The 16,302-nt window shown below is 52.5% G+C and carries 15 protein-coding genes; 12 read left to right on the forward strand and 3 right to left on the reverse strand.

What is annotated here, in order from left to right; all coding sequences use genetic code 11:
• Positions 1 to 108: 108 nt before the first annotated feature.
• From glsA to cobO, 3 genes are read left to right on the forward strand one after another with little or no spacing between them, the layout of a single operon-like run.
• Positions 109 to 1,110, forward strand: a complete 1,002-nt coding sequence (gene glsA, locus OGV93_RS05870) for a glutaminase A (RefSeq protein WP_016152301.1) — start codon at positions 109 to 111, stop codon at positions 1,108 to 1,110.
• 58 nt (positions 1,111 to 1,168) lie between these two features.
• Positions 1,169 to 2,821: a class I fumarate hydratase gene (locus OGV93_RS05875; RefSeq protein ID WP_016152300.1), complete on the forward strand. Its 1,653-nt coding sequence runs from the start codon at positions 1,169 to 1,171 to the stop codon at positions 2,819 to 2,821.
• Between the two features lie 9 nt (positions 2,822 to 2,830).
• The gene (gene cobO / locus OGV93_RS05880) at positions 2,831 to 3,433 is read left to right on the forward strand and encodes a cob(I)yrinic acid a,c-diamide adenosyltransferase (RefSeq protein WP_016156012.1); all 603 of its coding nucleotides are present in this window, start codon (positions 2,831 to 2,833) and stop codon (positions 3,431 to 3,433) included.
• Between the two features lie 82 nt (positions 3,434 to 3,515).
• Here the strand turns inward: cobO and OGV93_RS05885 are convergent, their stop codons facing one another.
• On the reverse strand, positions 3,516 to 4,418 hold the full coding sequence (locus tag OGV93_RS05885; protein WP_016152298.1) for a LysR substrate-binding domain-containing protein: 903 nt from the start codon (positions 4,416 to 4,418) through the stop codon (positions 3,516 to 3,518).
• A gap of 405 nt (positions 4,419 to 4,823) precedes the next feature.
• Here OGV93_RS05885 and cobA point away from each other — a divergent pair, with 405 nt between their 5' ends.
• On the forward strand, positions 4,824 to 5,612 hold the full coding sequence (gene cobA / locus OGV93_RS05890) for a uroporphyrinogen-III C-methyltransferase (RefSeq protein WP_019076302.1): 789 nt from the start codon (positions 4,824 to 4,826) through the stop codon (positions 5,610 to 5,612).
• Here the strand turns inward: cobA and OGV93_RS05895 are convergent.
• Entirely contained in the window at positions 5,591 to 6,484 is an 894-nt protein-coding gene (locus OGV93_RS05895) for a PocR ligand-binding domain-containing protein (protein ID WP_279266902.1), read from the reverse strand. The two genes, cobA and OGV93_RS05895, sit on opposite strands and share 22 nt — an antisense overlap.
• A gap of 372 nt (positions 6,485 to 6,856) precedes the next feature.
• Between OGV93_RS05895 and otnK the strand changes: the two genes are divergently transcribed.
• Genes otnK through OGV93_RS05935 form a run of 8 tightly spaced genes read left to right on the forward strand, consistent with a single transcriptional unit; the run spans position 6,857 to position 13,611 of the window.
• Positions 6,857 to 8,113 (forward strand): 3-oxo-tetronate kinase, encoded by a 1,257-nt coding sequence (gene otnK, locus OGV93_RS05900; protein ID WP_287109436.1) that lies wholly within the window; start codon positions 6,857 to 6,859, stop codon positions 8,111 to 8,113.
• Positions 8,110 to 8,754: a 3-oxo-tetronate 4-phosphate decarboxylase gene (otnC, locus tag OGV93_RS05905; protein WP_016152294.1), complete on the forward strand. Its 645-nt coding sequence runs from the start codon at positions 8,110 to 8,112 to the stop codon at positions 8,752 to 8,754. The genes otnK and otnC overlap by 4 nt, the downstream gene beginning before the upstream one ends.
• Positions 8,755 to 8,763: 9 nt before the next feature.
• Positions 8,764 to 9,570: a DeoR/GlpR family DNA-binding transcription regulator gene (locus OGV93_RS05910; protein ID WP_046274719.1), complete on the forward strand. Its 807-nt coding sequence runs from the start codon at positions 8,764 to 8,766 to the stop codon at positions 9,568 to 9,570.
• A complete protein-coding gene (locus OGV93_RS05915; RefSeq protein WP_287109437.1) occupies positions 9,551 to 10,327 on the forward strand; it encodes a hydroxypyruvate isomerase family protein in 777 nt (258 codons plus the stop codon). Before OGV93_RS05910 ends, OGV93_RS05915 begins: the two co-directional genes overlap by 20 nt.
• Before the next feature lie 28 nt (positions 10,328 to 10,355).
• Positions 10,356 to 11,168, forward strand: coding sequence for a beta-keto acid cleavage family enzyme (locus tag OGV93_RS05920; RefSeq protein ID WP_016152291.1), 813 nt, complete (start codon positions 10,356 to 10,358; stop codon positions 11,166 to 11,168).
• A gap of 21 nt (positions 11,169 to 11,189) precedes the next feature.
• Positions 11,190 to 12,536 carry a bile acid:sodium symporter family protein gene (locus tag OGV93_RS05925; RefSeq protein ID WP_049281826.1) on the forward strand — a complete coding sequence of 449 codons (1,347 nt, stop codon included), beginning with the start codon at positions 11,190 to 11,192 and terminating at the stop codon, positions 12,534 to 12,536.
• A gap of 5 nt (positions 12,537 to 12,541) precedes the next feature.
• Positions 12,542 to 12,961 (forward strand): GlcG/HbpS family heme-binding protein, encoded by a 420-nt coding sequence (locus OGV93_RS05930; protein ID WP_016152289.1) that lies wholly within the window; start codon positions 12,542 to 12,544, stop codon positions 12,959 to 12,961.
• Entirely contained in the window at positions 12,958 to 13,611 is a 654-nt protein-coding gene (locus OGV93_RS05935) for an aspartate/glutamate racemase family protein (protein ID WP_287109438.1), read from the forward strand. Before OGV93_RS05930 ends, OGV93_RS05935 begins: the two co-directional genes overlap by 4 nt.
• A 53-nt stretch (positions 13,612 to 13,664) precedes the next feature.
• Here OGV93_RS05935 and mngB read toward each other — a convergent pair whose 3' ends face one another.
• Positions 13,665 to 16,298, reverse strand: coding sequence for a mannosylglycerate hydrolase (mngB, locus tag OGV93_RS05940; protein WP_287109439.1), 2,634 nt, complete (start codon positions 16,296 to 16,298; stop codon positions 13,665 to 13,667).
• Between the last annotated feature and the right edge of the window lie 4 nt (positions 16,299 to 16,302).

A 16,302-nucleotide genomic window follows, 5' to 3' on the forward strand; every position in this document is an offset into this window, starting at 1 on the left:
ATGACGCTTGCGCTTATCCGGCCTACATAACGTTTAACTATCCGTTGGCCGGATAAGGCGGTAAGCCGCCATCCGGCACCATGATGAGCACACCAACAGGATTGCACCATGACTAAAACTCTTCTCGGCGTGAGTATTTTTTCCTTCAGCGTTTTGTTTAGCGCAACGACTCTCGCGCAAACCACGCCGGATTACGCAAAGCTTATCGACCAGGCACATCAAAAATATAAAAGTAACCACGATGGAAAAGTCGCCGACTACATCCCTGCCCTGGCGACCTACAGCCCGAATAACTTTGCCATCACCATTGCCACGGTGGACGGCAAGATCTACCAGGTTGGCGATGTTAACAAACCCTTCCCCATGGAATCCCTGAGCAAAGTCTTCACCATGGCGCTCGCCATGGAACAGCACGGCCCTCAGGTGGTGCTGGATAAACTCGGGGCCAATGCCACCGGCATGCCATTCAACTCCGGTTTAGCGGTTGAGCTGACCAAAGGCGCACCTGAGAACCCGCTGGTAAACGCCGGGGCGATGAGCACCGTTAGCCTGATTGAAGCTAAAGACAAAACCGATCGCTGGAACAAAATCCTCGACAACCTGAACGTCTGGGCCGACGCCACGCTCACGGTTAATGAGCCGGTCTTTAAATCCGAGATGGAAACCAACCAGCACAATCAGGCACTGGCGAAGCTGATGGAGTCCTATAACAGCTTCTATGGCAATACCGACGAAGCTGTCGAAATTTATACCCGTCAGTGCTCGGTGGATATCACCGTTGAGCAACTGGCCAAAATGGGGGCGGTACTGGCGAACAAAGGCAAATCTCCATTCAACGGCAAGCAGTTGCTGAATGAAAAATATGTTCCGCAGGTGCTGGCAGAAATGGCGATTGCCGGACTATACGACGGCAGCGGTAAATGGCTCTACACCGTGGGCATTCCGGCAAAAAGCGGCGTCGGCGGCGGCATGGTCGCCGTTGTCCCGGGCGAATATGCGATTGCCGTCTATTCTCCGCCGCTGGATGAAGCCGGTAACAGCGTTCGCGCCCAGAAAACGATCGAATATGTCGCCGAAGCGACAAAAGCCAATGTCTTTTTAGCGCATTAAGCAATTACGGATGGCGTGAGCGCCATCCGACATATTAACTAAAAGGTGAGATGTAAACATGTCTAAACCATTTGTCTGGCAGGAACTCTTTGTTCAGAGTAAAGATAATACCGAATATGAATTACTGAGTAACCAGCACGTTGCGGTAACGGAGTTAGACGGAGAGGAAGTGATTAAGGTTGCGCCAGAAGCGCTAACCTTATTAGCCCAGCAGGCATTTTATGAGGCTTCATTTTTCCTGCGCGCCGGACATTTAAAACAGATAGCCAGCATTCTGCACGATCCGCAGGCCAGCAGTAACGATAAGTACGTCGCATTGCAACTGCTACGCAATGCTGAGGTTTCGGCCAAAGGCGTCCTGCCCAACTGCCAGGATACCGGGACGGCAACCATTGTGGCCTGCAAAGGACAGCATGTCTGGACCGGCGGCGATGACGCAGAAGCATTAAGCAAAGGCGTGTACACCACCTTCACCGAAAACAACCTGCGTTACTCGCAAAATGCCCCGCTGGACATGTATACCGAGGTCAATACCCAGACTAACCTGCCGGCGCAAATCGACATCAGCGCCACGCCGGGTAACGAATACCGTTTCCTGTTCGTCAACAAAGGCGGCGGCTCTGCTAACAAAGCGGCGCTGTTCCAGGAAACCAAATCTATTCTGCAGCCGGAAAAGCTCACCGCGTTTCTGATCGAAAAAATGAAATCACTGGGTACAGCCGCCTGCCCGCCGTATCACATCGCTTTCGTCGTTGGAGGCTTGTCCGCCGACCAGACGCTGAAAGTTGCTAAACTGGCTTCAACTAAATATTACGATAACCTGCCCACCAGCGGGAACGAATTGGGTCAGGCATTCCGCGATACGGCGCTGGAAGCCGAGCTGCTCAACGCCAGCCGCGAGTTTGGCATCGGCGCGCAGTTTGGCGGCAAATACTTTGCCCACGATATCCGGGTGATCCGCCTGCCACGCCACGGCGGCTCCTGCCCTATCGCCATGGCTCTCTCCTGCTCAGCCGACCGCAACATCAAGGCCAAAATCAACAAACACGGAATCTGGCTGGAAAAACTCGAGCATAATCCGGGCAAATTTATTCCCGATTCACAGCGGGTGGAAAATGGCGCCCAGACCGTACAACTGGATCTGAATCGTCCGCTGCGCGAGATCCTGCAGGATCTCACCACTCTGCCAATTGGGACGCGTTTATCGTTAAACGGCCCGATTGTTGTGGCTCGCGATATCGCGCATGCCAAAATCAAAGAGCGCCTGGATAACGGCGAACCGATGCCAGATTACATGAAAAACCATATCGTCTATTACGCGGGCCCGGCTAAAACCCCCAGTAATCTGGCCTGCGGTTCGCTCGGTCCTACAACCGGCGGGCGCATGGACGGTTACGTCGATGCTTTCCAGGCCGCGGGCGGCAGTCTGATCATGTTGTCGAAAGGCAACCGCAGCGCGCAAGTCACGGATGCGTGTCGCAAACATGGTGGTTTTAACCTTGGCAGCATTGGCGGCGCCGCAGCCTTGTTGGCGCAGCAGTACGTGAAGAGCCTGCACTGCCTTGAATATCCCGAGCTGGGAATGGAAGCGGTGTGGATGATGGAAGTTAAAAATATGCCGGCCTTCGTATTAGTGGATGACAAAGGCAATAACTTCTTTAGCCAGTTTGAGCAGCAGCACCGCTGCGCAACCTGTCCGGCAGGACATTAAGGAGTCACCATGGAAGCGCGAGCCAATAATGACAGACACCGCCAGCGTCAGCAGAAACTGAAAGAACAGGTTGATACCCGCGTGGCGGCAGCAACGGAGAAGAAAGGGATCCTGATTGTCTTCACCGGCAACGGTAAAGGAAAATCCACCGCAGCCTTTGGTACGGCAACGCGCGCGGTTGGTCACGGAAAAACCGTTGGCATCGCGCAGTTTATTAAAGGCCAGTGGGATAATGGCGAGTACAACACGCTGCAACCGCTCGGTGTCGAATTTCATATTATGGGCACCGGATTTACCTGGGAAACCCAAAATCGGCAAGCGGATATCGAGGCGGCAACGGTAGTCTGGCAGGAAAGTAAGCGCATGCTGGCTGATCCGCAGTACGATCTGGTGGTGTTGGATGAGCTTACCTACATGCTGGCTTACCACTATCTGGACACCCAGGAGGTTATCAGCGCCATCGAAAATCGCCCTGCGGAGCAAAGCGTCATCGTGACCGGGCGCGGATGCCATGCGCTGTTACTGGAACTGGCCGATACGGTCAGTGAAATTCGCCCGGTCAAGCACGCGTTTGACCGCGGGATTCAGGCACAGATTGGAATCGACTGGTAGCAGTTCTATTGCCGGATAACGATGCTAACGCGTCTTATCCGGCCTACCAATCGTTGTAGGCCTGATAAAGCGCAAACCACCATCAGGTAGCCGACACCACGGACTTACTGAGCAACCAGTTACGAAATGTCTGTAAATGCGCAGACTCCGATTTCTCTTCACGCCACGTCATAATGAAACGGTTCCCGGTGCGCATCGGAACATCGCAAGGAATGACCATATCTCCATTGTCCAGATCGTGCTGAATGGCAAAACGAGGAAGCAGCGCAACCCCCAGATTAGAACGGACCGCCGCAATCAACATCGACAACAGATCAAATCTCGGGCCTTTATTTACCAGCGGGCTGCTGACGTTGGACAGCGCAAACCATTCCTGCCAGCCTTTGATTCGCGTACTCTGGTGCAACAGCGGGTATTCGTTCAGCAGTTCGTGGACTGACAGTTTCCGTTCCGGTTCGGCCAGCAGACAGCGGCTGCAAACTGGCAGAATTTCCTCTTCAAACAGGTACTCAACCTCTGACCACGGTGAGTAGAAATCTTCGCGCATAATTGCCGCATCATACTCACGATTAAGAAAATCACCGATATTCGCCAGCGAATGGATGTTCACAATAATATCAGGATTGAGTTTGTTAAACTCGCGCAGGTTGGGGATCAACCAATGCGTACTGAACGTCGGATTTACCGCCAGCTCAATAACCTGTACGGTCGGTTGCCAGGTCATTATTGTGGTCGTATCGCGCTCGAGTTTATTTAACGTTTCTTTAACGATACTTAAATAATGTTTGCCGGCCGCATTTAAAAAAATACGTTTTTTGGCATGATTAAATAGCGCGGTATTAAGAAAATCCTCCAGTGCATTCACCTGGCGGAAAACAGCACTTTGTGTTAACGCCAACTCTTCAGCTGCCCGGGTATAACTTTCGTGACGCGCAACCACTTCAAAAGTTACCAGCAACTCCGTCTTGGGTATTTTTCCTCTCATAACCTCTTCCATATGCAGCGTACAAAAATAGTTTAATTTATAAAAAATAATTCAAGGCACCCAGATAAGCACCGAGAGTTATATTTTATTTTCTCCATTGATGTCATTGATCCAATCCATGATTTGCTCACACTGATGGCGGATAAATATTAACCAATAATACTCAAGCACAACAATAAACACAATTTAAATAAGGTTAAACCTAAGTAAATAGTGCCAATAAGTTCTTAATAATTTTTCAAGTCTTCTTGTTTATTGCAGAAAAAACTTTGCGAGATTAATCAATATTATCCATGCGCTAACCCTGGATAATTTCACGTTATAACTTACGGGCAAACGACTGCTTTTAATCATTTATTGATGTCGTTTGTGCCATTTTTTGACAGACGTGATAAAGGACACATTGTGAAAACTTTCGGAAAGGTCTGGCTCGTTGGAGCAGGTCCTGGTGATATTTCATTACTGACCCTCAAAGCAATGATGTGCATTAAACAGGCCGACGTCATTATTTACGATCGGCTGGTCAATCCTAAAATTTTGGAATGGGCATTACCTGACTGCCTGCTTATCAATGTCGGCAAAAATCCAGGCTTCCATTGCGTTCCCCAGGATGAAATCAACGCACTGCTGGTCCAGTATGCCCAAACACACCACAACATTGTGCGCCTCAAAGGTGGCGATCCGTATGTATTTGGCCGTGGGGCTGAAGAAGTGGAGGATCTGGTTGAAATGGGCATCCCTTTTGAAGTTGTACCGGGTATTAGTTCTACGATTGGCGGCCTGACCTATGCCGGTATCCCGGTGACGCATCGCGATTTTGCCTCCGGCTTTCACGTGGTGACTGGCCACACGCGGGAAGGCAATCAGCAGCAGGACTGGCGTCAACTGGCGAAACTTAACGGCACGTTGGTCATCGTCATGGGTATCGCCAATCTGGCGTTTATCTGTGAAGAGCTGTTGATGGGCGGTAAATCAGCAGACACGCCCGCCGCGCTAATTATGTCCGCGACCCGAGAAAATCAACGTCGCCTGACCTGCACGCTCGGTTCATTATTGAGCAAGGCGCAGGAAGCTAATATTGTTCCACCGGCGCTGATTGTAATCGGAGATGTGGTGACCCTGAGCGATCGGCTCTCTTTTATACCTGAAGCCATCACGCTGCCAGACAATCTTTACTGCGAAAGTCTGGCGTGACGAAAAGACTGGGGCGACGTTTGATGCGCCGCCCGGAAAACGCGGCAAAAGTAACTGGTTTGCGCGTATTGCAATTTCCTGGCAATACTGTCTATGGAATGAACCGGATCGTGTAATAACTCCCCTGCTTTTTGCATTTTTTTCTGACTCACCCAGGTTTTAAAATTAACACCCTGGCGTTTCTTGAAAAACCGGCTGAAATAGTTCGCGCTTAAGCACACATGAGCCGCGACAGATTCCAAAGACAATTCACCATACAAATTCTCGTCAATATAACGCAGCGCCGCCATAAGTTTTTTCTCGTGACGTGAAGGCTCAGTGAAATAATGATGAGCGTAACGGGTTGCCGGAACTACAATCTTCTCAGAGATCAATTGTTCTTTCTCAAAATTATCAACAATAAAACTTAACAAATTTGCCGACGCCACCAGCACATTATTATCCACCACCGCAGACTGGCCCCACTCTGCTTTAATTTCGGGGTTATTAATCCATGAGTTTTTGTTATCAATAGCGATAGTTTTATATTCCTGATATTTTACCCGCACCTGCCCGCAGATAATAAAACCGTAAAGGTGTCCCTCATGAATTAATGGCATCGAGAACAGGCTTAGCCCTGCATGACAGGTGAGTATTCTAGGTTTAAGCTGTTTTAATGCCTCAAAAGCACAGTACTTGTCGCACTTTTGGCAACCTGCTCGATAGCGCTCATCCGCACGCATTAATGTGCAAAACGAATTAAAATTATGACATTTAGACAACGCTATACCGTTAATATCAACGACGACTGTGGCTAACCCAGTGGCTCGGGAGAAGAGTTCTGCGATAGAGAAAAAACGGTGTAAATAGTCATCCTGGATTTTCAGCGGCACGTTATCCTCCGGCATTAACAATATTAAGGCCGCTAATATGCAAAAATTAGCCTCAGGAAAGAATGATGCTCACCGCAAAAAATAATCTCATTTGTGCAGATGATTATGATCAATTGGCAAGAAAATTATAGCGACCACGATAATACTCTGCAGCACACCACCGACTCCGCTTTCTCAAAGATTAACGAATCTTCACACTCTCTTGTGAGACTCTTTTCGCAACACTCAACACCTAACCTCATTATTTTCAATAAATTACCAGTTTTTAATGTGAATCGATGATGTGCTTATTTGTGATAATCATCATGTGAATGTGAAAGGCCCTCCTGAATAATATGTTCAATTAGCAAACAATCTGAACGGAGTTGATCCATGGCCGTCACCACAGGCGTTATCGCCGACGATTTTACCGGCGCAACGGACATTGCAAGCTTTATGGCGCAGCAGGGGTGGCGCGTCGCGCTTCTGCCCGGTATGCCCGATACCGCGCAATGCTGGAATGAAGAGGTTGACGCTATCGTCATCTCGCTGAAAAGCCGCTCATTACCCGCGGAACAGGCCGTCGCCCAATCCCTGTCCTGTGCCCGCTGGCTGAAACAAAATGCAGGTGTCCGCCAGATTTATTTTAAATATTGTTCGACGTTTGACTCCACGCCAACAGGCAATATTGGCCCGGTCAGCGATGCATTGATGAACGACCTGCAGGTTCCGCTGATCGTCCACTGCCCCGCTCTGCCGCAAAACGGACGCACGGTGGTGCATGGTCATCTTTTTGTACACGGTGTACTGCTTAACGAATCCGGGATGGAAAAGCATCCGCTCAATCCAATGAACGATGCCAGCCTGCCGCGCCTGCTGAGCGCGCAAACGCCAGGCGCGGTTGGTTGCATCAACCTCACGACCCTGCGTCAAGGTGTGGAAGCGGTCACTTACGCCCTGGCCCAACTTCAGGCTGAAGGTACGCGTCACGTTATCGTCGATACGCTGGATGAAGCAGATCTCAAAACGCTGGCGCAAGCTCTCCATGCCAGCCCTCTGTTAGCCGGGGGCTCCGGGCTCGGCGGCGCGCTGGCCGCCTGCAGCGGAGGCCATCAATCCATGCCGCCGGACTCTTTTCCACTGCCTGCCAAAACGGTGGTGTTCTCCGGTAGCTGTTCGGCAATGAGCAATCGTCAGGTTAATCGCTATAAGGCCGCGGCAGCGTCTCGTTTGCTTGATGTGTCCCGCTGCCTGTCTGATGCCGAACGCTACACCGATGAACTGAGCGCCTGGGCGATGACGCATATCAGCGACCCATTAGCGCCACTGATATACGCCACCCAGCCGCCAGACGTACTCAAACGTATTCAACAGGAGCACGGCGAACAGGCCGCCAGCCAGGCAATCGAACACGCTTTTGCCCGGCTGAGTTCAAAGCTACGAACTGCGGGTGTAAACACCTTTATCGTCGCGGGCGGAGAAACCTCCGGCACCGTTGTGGAAGCCTTGCAGGTGAAGCGTCTGTCCGTCGGCAAAGCCATTGCGCCAGGCGTACCGTGGGTATTTTCCTCCGGTCTGGCGCTGGCGCTGAAGTCAGGCAACTTTGGTGACGACGATTTCTTTTTTACTGCCCAGGAGCACGCATTATGAATTCGGTGAGTGAACACCAACTGCGCGAACTACTCGTCCACTATGGCCGTTCCCTGTTTATGCGCGGTTACAGCAGCGGCGGTTCCGGCAATCTTAGCGTCAAAATGCCGGATGGCGGCTATCTGGTGACCCCGACCAACTCTTGTCTGGGCGAGCTTGATCCTGCCACGCTAAGTCGGCTGGATGCCAACGGCGTTCATCTTAGCGGTGACAAACCCTCAAAAGAGGTGCCCATGCATCTGGCGTGGTATCGACATCGGCCATCCTGCGGCGCGGTCGTGCACCTGCATTCTCCATGGCTGACCGCGCTCTCCTGCCTGCCGTGCACCACGCCGAAAAACTGCCTGCCGCCGTTAACGCCGTACTATGTGATGCGCGTCGGGCAGTTACCGCTGCTGCCCTATTTCAAGCCTGGCCATGAAGGCATTGCCAGCGCACTGAGTGAAATCGCGGCAGACCATACGGCCGCGCTGCTGGCCAATCACGGGCCGGTAGTAAGCGGTCGCTCGCTGCGTGAGGCGGTGTTTAACGCCGAAGAACTGGAAGACAGCGCCCGCATCTGGCTGACGTTAAAACCGCTTGGCTATGTTCCGCTCTCAGAAGAAGCGGTGGCCGAACTTGAACATTCCCGGCAAGCGTGAGGTGACATAATGATCCCCGAGCAACGACGTGATTTTATCTACCGCTACGTGCACGAAAAAAATGCCGCCTCATTTAATGAACTGGCAGATTTGATGAGCGTGTCGCATATGACCGTGCGTCGCGACATCCAGTTGCTGGAAGAAGAAGGCAAAGTTATCGCCATTAACGGCGGAGTGAAGCTCAATAACCTGCTGAAATCCGAGCTGCCATGGCGGGAAAAAGCCGAGTTGAATCATGACGTGAAACGTAAAATGGGCCAGCTCGCCGCCATGCTCATTGAGCCCGGACAAACGCTGTATCTGGATGCCGGTACGTCGTTGTTTGAAGTGGCGAAAGCGGTCGCCGCCAGCCATTGTTTCAATCTGACGGTAGTAACCAACGATTTTTCCATCAGCCACTATCTGATGGATATGCCGCACATCACGCTCTATCACACCGGTGGTCTGGTGGATCAGCGTAACCGCTCATGCCTTGGAAAAAGCGCCGCCAGTTTTCTGCGCACCATTAATATTGACGTGGCGTTTCTGAGCTCCTCATCGTGGGATACCGAACGCGGCATGTCGACGCCGAGCGAAGGGAAAGCCTCGGTTAAAGAAGCGGTACTCACCGTTTCCCGGCGTCGGGTGCTGGTCTGCGACAGCAGTAAGTTTGGCAAATACGGCATGTTCCATATCTGTGGGCTGGAACAGTTAACCGACATTATTTCTGATAACCGGTTACCGGAAAACGCCCAGCAAACTCTTGCCAGCCAGGGCGTTAAGCTGCATCTGGTTGATAACCGGGAGGGTGCGCGCCATGCTGAAGTTAGCGGCTAACCTCGACTGGTTGTTTACAGATTTACCGATAGCGGCGCGATTTGCGACGGCGCAGGCGGCTGGTTTTCGCGGCGTTGAAGGGCTATTTCTCTGGCAGCACCCGCTGGCGCATTTGCACGCTGCACAGCGGGAAACATCCCTGCCGGTGGTGCTGATGAACGCACCGGCAGGTAACTGGGCACAAGGTGAGCGGGGACTGGCCGCGCAGCCCGGTCGAGACCAGGAATTTCACCATAGCCTGAACGTGGCGCGTGATTACGCCACGGCGCTGGGCTGTCGTCGGGTTCACGTTATGGCCGGTTCGCGCTGCGACGATCTGACGCTTCACGCTCAGCGCACTCTCCTGACCAACCGGCTGCGTATCGCCTGCGATATGATGGCTGAAGCGGAAATCGATGTGCTGATTGAACCGTTAAATTCGCAGGATATGCCCGGTTATTTTATTGACAGCTTTCCGTTGGCCGAATCTATTATTCAAGAGGTTGGCAAGAAAAATATCGGTTTACAGTTTGATATTTACCACTGTCAGAAAATTCATGGCAATGTGGCAAAAAATATTGAACGCTACTTCACCTTAATTAAACATTTTCAAATTGCTTCTGTCCCCTATCGCCATGAACCGGGAACAGGTGAATTAAATGAAGCATGGCTATTCGATTTTATTAGAAAAATGAATTATCAGGGCTGGATTGGCTGTGAATATCAACCGTCAACATCAGGGCCCGACTCATTAAACTGGATAACGCCTTACCTATAATTTAAATATCTCTGTACCGGAGGAAAATATGTCGGATACTGTTATTATTTCGCTGGCACCCGTTGCCGCGGATTGCCCCAGAGTTATACCCGCAGAACTGGCGCAGGAAATACTCGCCAGCGTAGAGCATGGCGCGTCCATCGTGCATTTACACGTTCGCGATAAACAGGGTCGCCTGACGCCGGATACCACCGATTTTCAGGCGACCATTGATAACGTCATGCGCCATTCAGACCTGATTATTCAGGCGTCTACCGGCGGCGTCTCTTCAATGTCCATCGCCGAACGCTGCGCGCCACTCTCCTGCCCCGGCGTAGAGATGGCTTCGCTGAACGTCGGTTCCGTCAACCTTGGAGATGCGGTGTACTTTAATCCCGGTCCGGACGTGGAATATTGCTCCCGGCAAATTGTCGAGCGCAATATTATTCCCGAGTTTGAAGTTTTTGAAATTGGCATGATTAATAACATCCTGAACCTTGAAGATAAAATAAAATTCCAAAAACCCATGCTCTTTAATATCGTCCTCGGCCATCGCGGCAGTACGCCAGCAACCATTGACGCTTTAATTGCTCTGCGTAGCATGATCCCGCGCGATGCCTTATGGGGTATTACTCATTTTGGCAGAAAGAATTTCGATATTATTGCCGCCGCCGTCGGCATGGGGGCCAGTGAAGTACGAATCGGCTTTGAGGATAGCTATTATTTAAGCGCTGAAGAAAAAGCACAGCATAATTACCAGCAGGTTGCCAAACTCGCCACGCTCATTCGCAGCATGGATAAAAAAGTCGCCACGCCAGAAATTGCGCGGCACATGTTATCTATTCCATCCCGGCAGCAATAACAACAGCAAGGACATTTCAACATGACTATGACCACTGTTATTCACAAAACCGGACTCGGCATCAGCGTTGCGGGCGCGGCGCTGGCGATTATCGGCGCGCTAATCCAGTCCGCGGCGCTCTGGCAGCCAGGGCTGGTGATGTTCACCGCCGGATTCGCCGCCGGTGCAGGCTACTGGCCGGGTCTACGCAGCTATCAGTTTACGCTATGGATCATCGCCGGGTTTGTCGCCGCCATGACCTGGTCTACGGATCTGATCGTCTGGGGCGGTTTCAATATCACCCATAAATGGATCGTGTTCCTCGTCATTCAGGCCACCATGTTTAGCATGGGCACTAAGCTAACGATCCAGGATTTTATTGATGTCGCCAAAATGCCGTGGGCGGTGTTTATTGGCACCTTCTGCCACTTCGTTATCATGCCTCTGCTCGGCCTGAGCATTACGCTTATCTTTAACTTTCCGCCTGAGGTGGCGGTCGGGATTCTGCTGATTGGCGCCTGCCCAAGCGGACTCTCCTCTACCGTCATGGTCTATATCGCGAACGCCAACCTGGCGCTGGCGGTCTCGATCGCCGCAGTCTCAACGCTGGCGGCGACGGTGATGACGCCGCTGTGGGTTAATCTGCTGGCGGGGTCGATGATCGATATCCAGCTCACCGCGATGGTAATGGATGTGGTGAAAATCGTATTGATCCCCATCGGCGCGGCAATTCTGCATGACTATCTGAAAACCTATGCGGGCGTGCGCGGACGCCGTGTCGTCCAGATGCTGGCCGGGATCGGCGCTCTTTGGCTGCTGTATATGATTGCTGGCGGCTGGGACGCGCTGTTTGGTCACGCCAGCGCCGACGCGCAAATGTACGCGGTGGTGCTTAACTTCGTGGCAGGCGGTCTCGTCTGGGCATTGTTCTACAACTGGCTGTATGGCCGCGTGGCGGGCGTGAAGAAAATCATGCCGACCATCTCAATGATGGGGATCATTTTCTTTACGACCACCGCAGCCGCAGCCGGGCGCGAGAACCTGGTGCAGGTCGGCTTCCTGCTCTGCTTCGCCATGTTGATGCATAACCTCGGCGGCTTCCTGATTGGCTATCTGATGAGCCGCTGGATCTTCCGCATGGACGTACAGTCTGCCCGCACCGTAGCCTTTGAAGTCGGCCTGCAAAACGGCGGCATGGCGTCCGGGCTTGCCGCAGCGATGGGCAAACTGGCAACGGTTGGCCTGGCCTCGGCGGTGATGACTCCGCTTGGCAACGTCAGCGGCTCGCTGCTCGCGAACTACTGGCGCAAAAAAGACGCCAGACAGGCGCAGGCCGCCGCAGCCAAAGATCCCGTTCAACCCGCTTGCGAAAATCTGTCAAAAGGATAATCACGATGACAACTCTCACTCTGGGGCATGCCCTGCGCGCCGTGGCCTCTGCGCTCGACCTTGCCGAAACATGTTACGCAAAACGCCCGTTAAGCGTGGCCGTATGCGATGCCAATGGCGAACTACTCAGCTTTGCACGGATGGATAACGCCAAACTGTTAACCATCGAGTTAACCCAGCGCAAAGCACGCACCAGTAGCCGCCTGGGCTGCACCACGCAGGCATTTTTACAGCGACTGCAGAAAGAGCAACTGGATATTGGTTATTTTGCCGACCCGCTGTTTACGGCACTGCCGGGCGGGATCCCGATTCTGCACCAAGGAAAATGCCTTGGGGCCGTCGCGGTAGGCGGTTTATCCGCGCAGGAAGATCATGATGCGGCGCTGGCCGTCGCGGAAACGTTACTTAAGGAGATTGCCCAATGAAAAAGGTCGCCATGCTGCATACCAGTGCCGCCACGCTTACGATGATGCAACAACTGATTGCCGACATCATGCCGGATGTTGAAGTCATGCACCTGGTGGAAGAATCCATGATCAAGCAGGTAATGAAGGCCCAGGGCGTGACGCCCAATATTGCCGCCCGCATCGCCGACTATGTGCATATTGCCGAAAAGGCGGACTGCGATATCTTTATTACCGCCTGCTCCTCAATTGGTACTGCGGTGGAGCAATGCCAGTTTATGACCCCACTGCAGCTCGCACGCATTGACTGCGCAATGGTGGAAGAGGCGATTGAAAAAGGTGAGCGGATCGCCGTACTGGCGACCGTGGCAACCACGCTGAAGCCAACGCTGGATTACTTACAGCGCAAAGTGCAGCAGAGCGGTAAATCGCGAACCATTACGCCTATATTAATGGAGGAGGCATTCCACGCGCTGCTGGCGGGAGACATGGATACTCATGACCGTATCGTCAGTGAAGGGTTACAGAGCGCCTTTACCCAGGCAGATGTTGTGATGCTGGCGCAGGCCTCGATGGCGCGCGTTTTACAGCAGCTCCCTTCCCCGCCGGTGCCGGTAATGACCTCGCCGGAAAGCGGAATTCGCTGGTTGAAAACACTGGCATCATCCTGATAGCGGTCGGTCAGCGCCAGCATAAGATTGCTGGCGCTGACTCATCACTTCTTTCAGGCCAGTTTCAGACTAAACGTCCGCGACTGCCCTGGCCGAAACACGCCGTTAATCCCCTTCGCATCGCTCTGCTCGCCAGCGGATATTTCATCCATACCGGTTTCGCGGCAATGCATTACGCTTTGGCTAAACGACACGGCGGCATCGCAGCTGACGCTGTCAGAGGGATTAAATAAACGCAGGATGATTTCATCTCTGTCCTCTGCTTTTTTTAGCGCGCTAAGCTGACAGCCAACCGGTGACATACTCAACAGGCTGTAGCTATCGGGAACAGTAAATGCTGCTTTGTTGAGCTTCATCGCATCCCACGGGATTTTGTTATAACACTGGACGGGCGTCAGCCAGGCACGCGCCTGCTGAGCCAGGCCAACGTTAAGCGGCGTCCCGCTATAACTAAACAGGCAAAAGCGCCCGTGCAGCACGCCCTGCATCTGGGAATCCGGTACCGCCATTTTTATGCCTGACGGCCTGCCGGGACGTAATAAGAGATCCTCTTTGCCGAGTAAGCCGACGCCACGGAGCAGCGTCAGAGCAAACGTTTTTCTCTCCTCACCCACTACCTCAAATTCGCGCAATCCTTCGCTAAACACCGCGAGTCCATGACACCCCTCCTGCAGCGCGGCGTAGTTGAGCAGATTCCAGACCGGCACCGGCGCTTCTTTCCATCCCTCAGCCTGCCAGTTGGCCATCGCTTCATCGTGAACAGGCCGTAGCAGCGAACCAAACTGGGTATCAGCCAACACGTCATTAGTGTGAAATGGCGTGGGGATAAGCACCCGAATTCGGTGATCGTCAGCCTGATTGTCAATGCGAATATCAACCTCAATCCGCCGGCTGTTATGGCTTAGCGTAACACCTATTTCGATGCTAACTTCACCATTGCGCTGACGTGACGCGCGCGCCTCCAGATCCGCCGGAACCGCCATCCGATAGCGAATGATTGCCCGGTCTTGCCATCCCTCGCGGATAATTTCATGCTCAAACGCAACGCCCGCAGACGTGAGGCGCCAATCCTCGCGCGAGGGGGAGTAATCGTACTCATCCCCGTCGTCGGCGCTTTCTTCAATCTCCAGTACGCGTTGATAAACAATCCCTGAATCCTTATCGCGTAGCTGTAGCGTTCCATCGTCATTGAGATCGATCAGCCAGAACGCGTTCTCCAACAGTGCCTGGGTCGCCGGAGCGGGTATCGCCTGACGGCCAGCAACATGCGGTTCGATATACAGCGTGCAGTACCCCATCGAAGGTAGAATCTGGTTGAGCTGAATATCAAACTCCATAAACGGCTCGTAGTTGCCGTAATGGACGATTTGCCGGTCGATAAGACCAGGATCAAGCTCGCGCACGCCACGAATAAAATAAGGGATTTCATTTCCTCTGCCATCAAGCAGGCGGAACTGGCTGGCGCGAAGACGTACGGTCGTATTGATCACCGCCTCACGCGGCCAGGGCATCAGGTTGAACATCACCAGCTTGTCTTCTTCACTGTGCGCCATGTTGTCAGTGATTTTACGCAGGTAAAAACGAATCAAATTGTCGGCCATATCTTCGGCCAGCACGAAGCGTGAAACGATTTCACGATGCACTTTATCGCTACAGCAACAGCCGATGCTGTCGTGGGCATGATTCTTTAAAATCTCTTTCCACATTTTCTCCAGCAGACCGTGGTGATATTCAAAACCTAAATTCCAGGCCAGCGTGGCGAGCGGTTCCAGCAGGTTAACGATTTTATTCTCAATACGCGCATGGATAATTTTGATATCCATTCGTGTGGAGCCAATCGTACGATGCACTCGCATATATTTACCGTCGATAAACTCGCCGTGCAGGGTAGCCAACGTCTCCCGATGCGCTTCGATATGAGCAAAAACCTCCTCGAAGCGGCTCATGACAAATTTTCGCTGCGGGTAGATTTCACGCAGTTTATCCATCACCGCAAAGATGTTTTGCTGTAACGGCATCTGGTCATGCCCGTTGGGTAATAGGATTTCTTTAGTCACCGAGGCGTTCTCCAGCACCTCGAAGTAGCCGTCAAGTCGCTTACGCAGCCCGGCCTCATCCTCGGGTAAGTACTTACCAATCGCATAGCCCAGCGGCAACACCTGTGTCGTGACCTGGCTACCGTCAGCGCTTTGCCATAAAAATTCGGTTTTATCGGTGCCATGACGTTCAGAGCACCCACGCCAGAACAGAGCCCGGTTGATACCAAAACCATTATAAATATGCGGCATCTGCCCGGACATCCCAAATGAATCAGGTAGATAACCTATCTTCATCGGTTCGCCAAAGGCCATACAATCGCGGATGCCGTACATCAGATTGCGGACAATTGACTCACCGGAAACGAGGGTCGTATCCGTTTGCGTGTACCAGGGGCCGATAATAAGCTTCCCGGCCTGCACCAGCGCTTTGACCCGCTGCCGGTTTTCAGGTTTCACCGCAAAATAGTCTTCCAGCACCGCCGTTTGACCATCCAGCACGTAATATTTGTACTCTGCATCCTGCTCAAGGCGAGTCAGGATCTCTTCCATATTGTTAACCAGCAAAATACGCGACTCTTCGGTGGTGAAGTACCACTCACGGTCCCAGTGCATATGCGGCGTAATGTGAACGCGAGATACTGCTTTCATCGTC

Source organism: Citrobacter sp. Cb031 (assembly GCF_030336725.1).
GTDB lineage: Bacteria > Pseudomonadota > Gammaproteobacteria > Enterobacterales > Enterobacteriaceae > Citrobacter > Citrobacter braakii.

Excerpts from the sequence above, each read along its gene's own strand:
- glsA (WP_016152301.1), top strand. The coding sequence starts at position 109 with ATGACTAAAACTCTTCTCGGCGTGAGTATTTTTTCCTTCAGCGTTTTG.
- OGV93_RS05875 (WP_016152300.1), top strand. The coding sequence starts at position 1,169 with ATGTCTAAACCATTTGTCTGGCAGGAACTCTTTGTTCAGAGTAAAGAT.
- cobO (WP_016156012.1), top strand. The coding sequence starts at position 2,831 with ATGGAAGCGCGAGCCAATAATGACAGACACCGCCAGCGTCAGCAGAAA.
- OGV93_RS05885 (WP_016152298.1), bottom strand. The coding sequence starts at position 4,418 with ATGAGAGGAAAAATACCCAAGACGGAGTTGCTGGTAACTTTTGAAGTG.
- otnK (WP_287109436.1), top strand. The coding sequence starts at position 6,857 with ATGGCCGTCACCACAGGCGTTATCGCCGACGATTTTACCGGCGCAACG.
- otnC (WP_016152294.1), top strand. The coding sequence starts at position 8,110 with ATGAATTCGGTGAGTGAACACCAACTGCGCGAACTACTCGTCCACTAT.
- OGV93_RS05910 (WP_046274719.1), top strand. The coding sequence starts at position 8,764 with ATGATCCCCGAGCAACGACGTGATTTTATCTACCGCTACGTGCACGAA.
- OGV93_RS05915 (WP_287109437.1), top strand. The coding sequence starts at position 9,551 with ATGCTGAAGTTAGCGGCTAACCTCGACTGGTTGTTTACAGATTTACCG.
- OGV93_RS05920 (WP_016152291.1), top strand. The coding sequence starts at position 10,356 with ATGTCGGATACTGTTATTATTTCGCTGGCACCCGTTGCCGCGGATTGC.
- OGV93_RS05925 (WP_049281826.1), top strand. The coding sequence starts at position 11,190 with ATGACTATGACCACTGTTATTCACAAAACCGGACTCGGCATCAGCGTT.
- OGV93_RS05930 (WP_016152289.1), top strand. The coding sequence starts at position 12,542 with ATGACAACTCTCACTCTGGGGCATGCCCTGCGCGCCGTGGCCTCTGCG.
- OGV93_RS05935 (WP_287109438.1), top strand. The coding sequence starts at position 12,958 with ATGAAAAAGGTCGCCATGCTGCATACCAGTGCCGCCACGCTTACGATG.
- mngB (WP_287109439.1), bottom strand. The coding sequence starts at position 16,298 with ATGAAAGCAGTATCTCGCGTTCACATTACGCCGCATATGCACTGGGAC.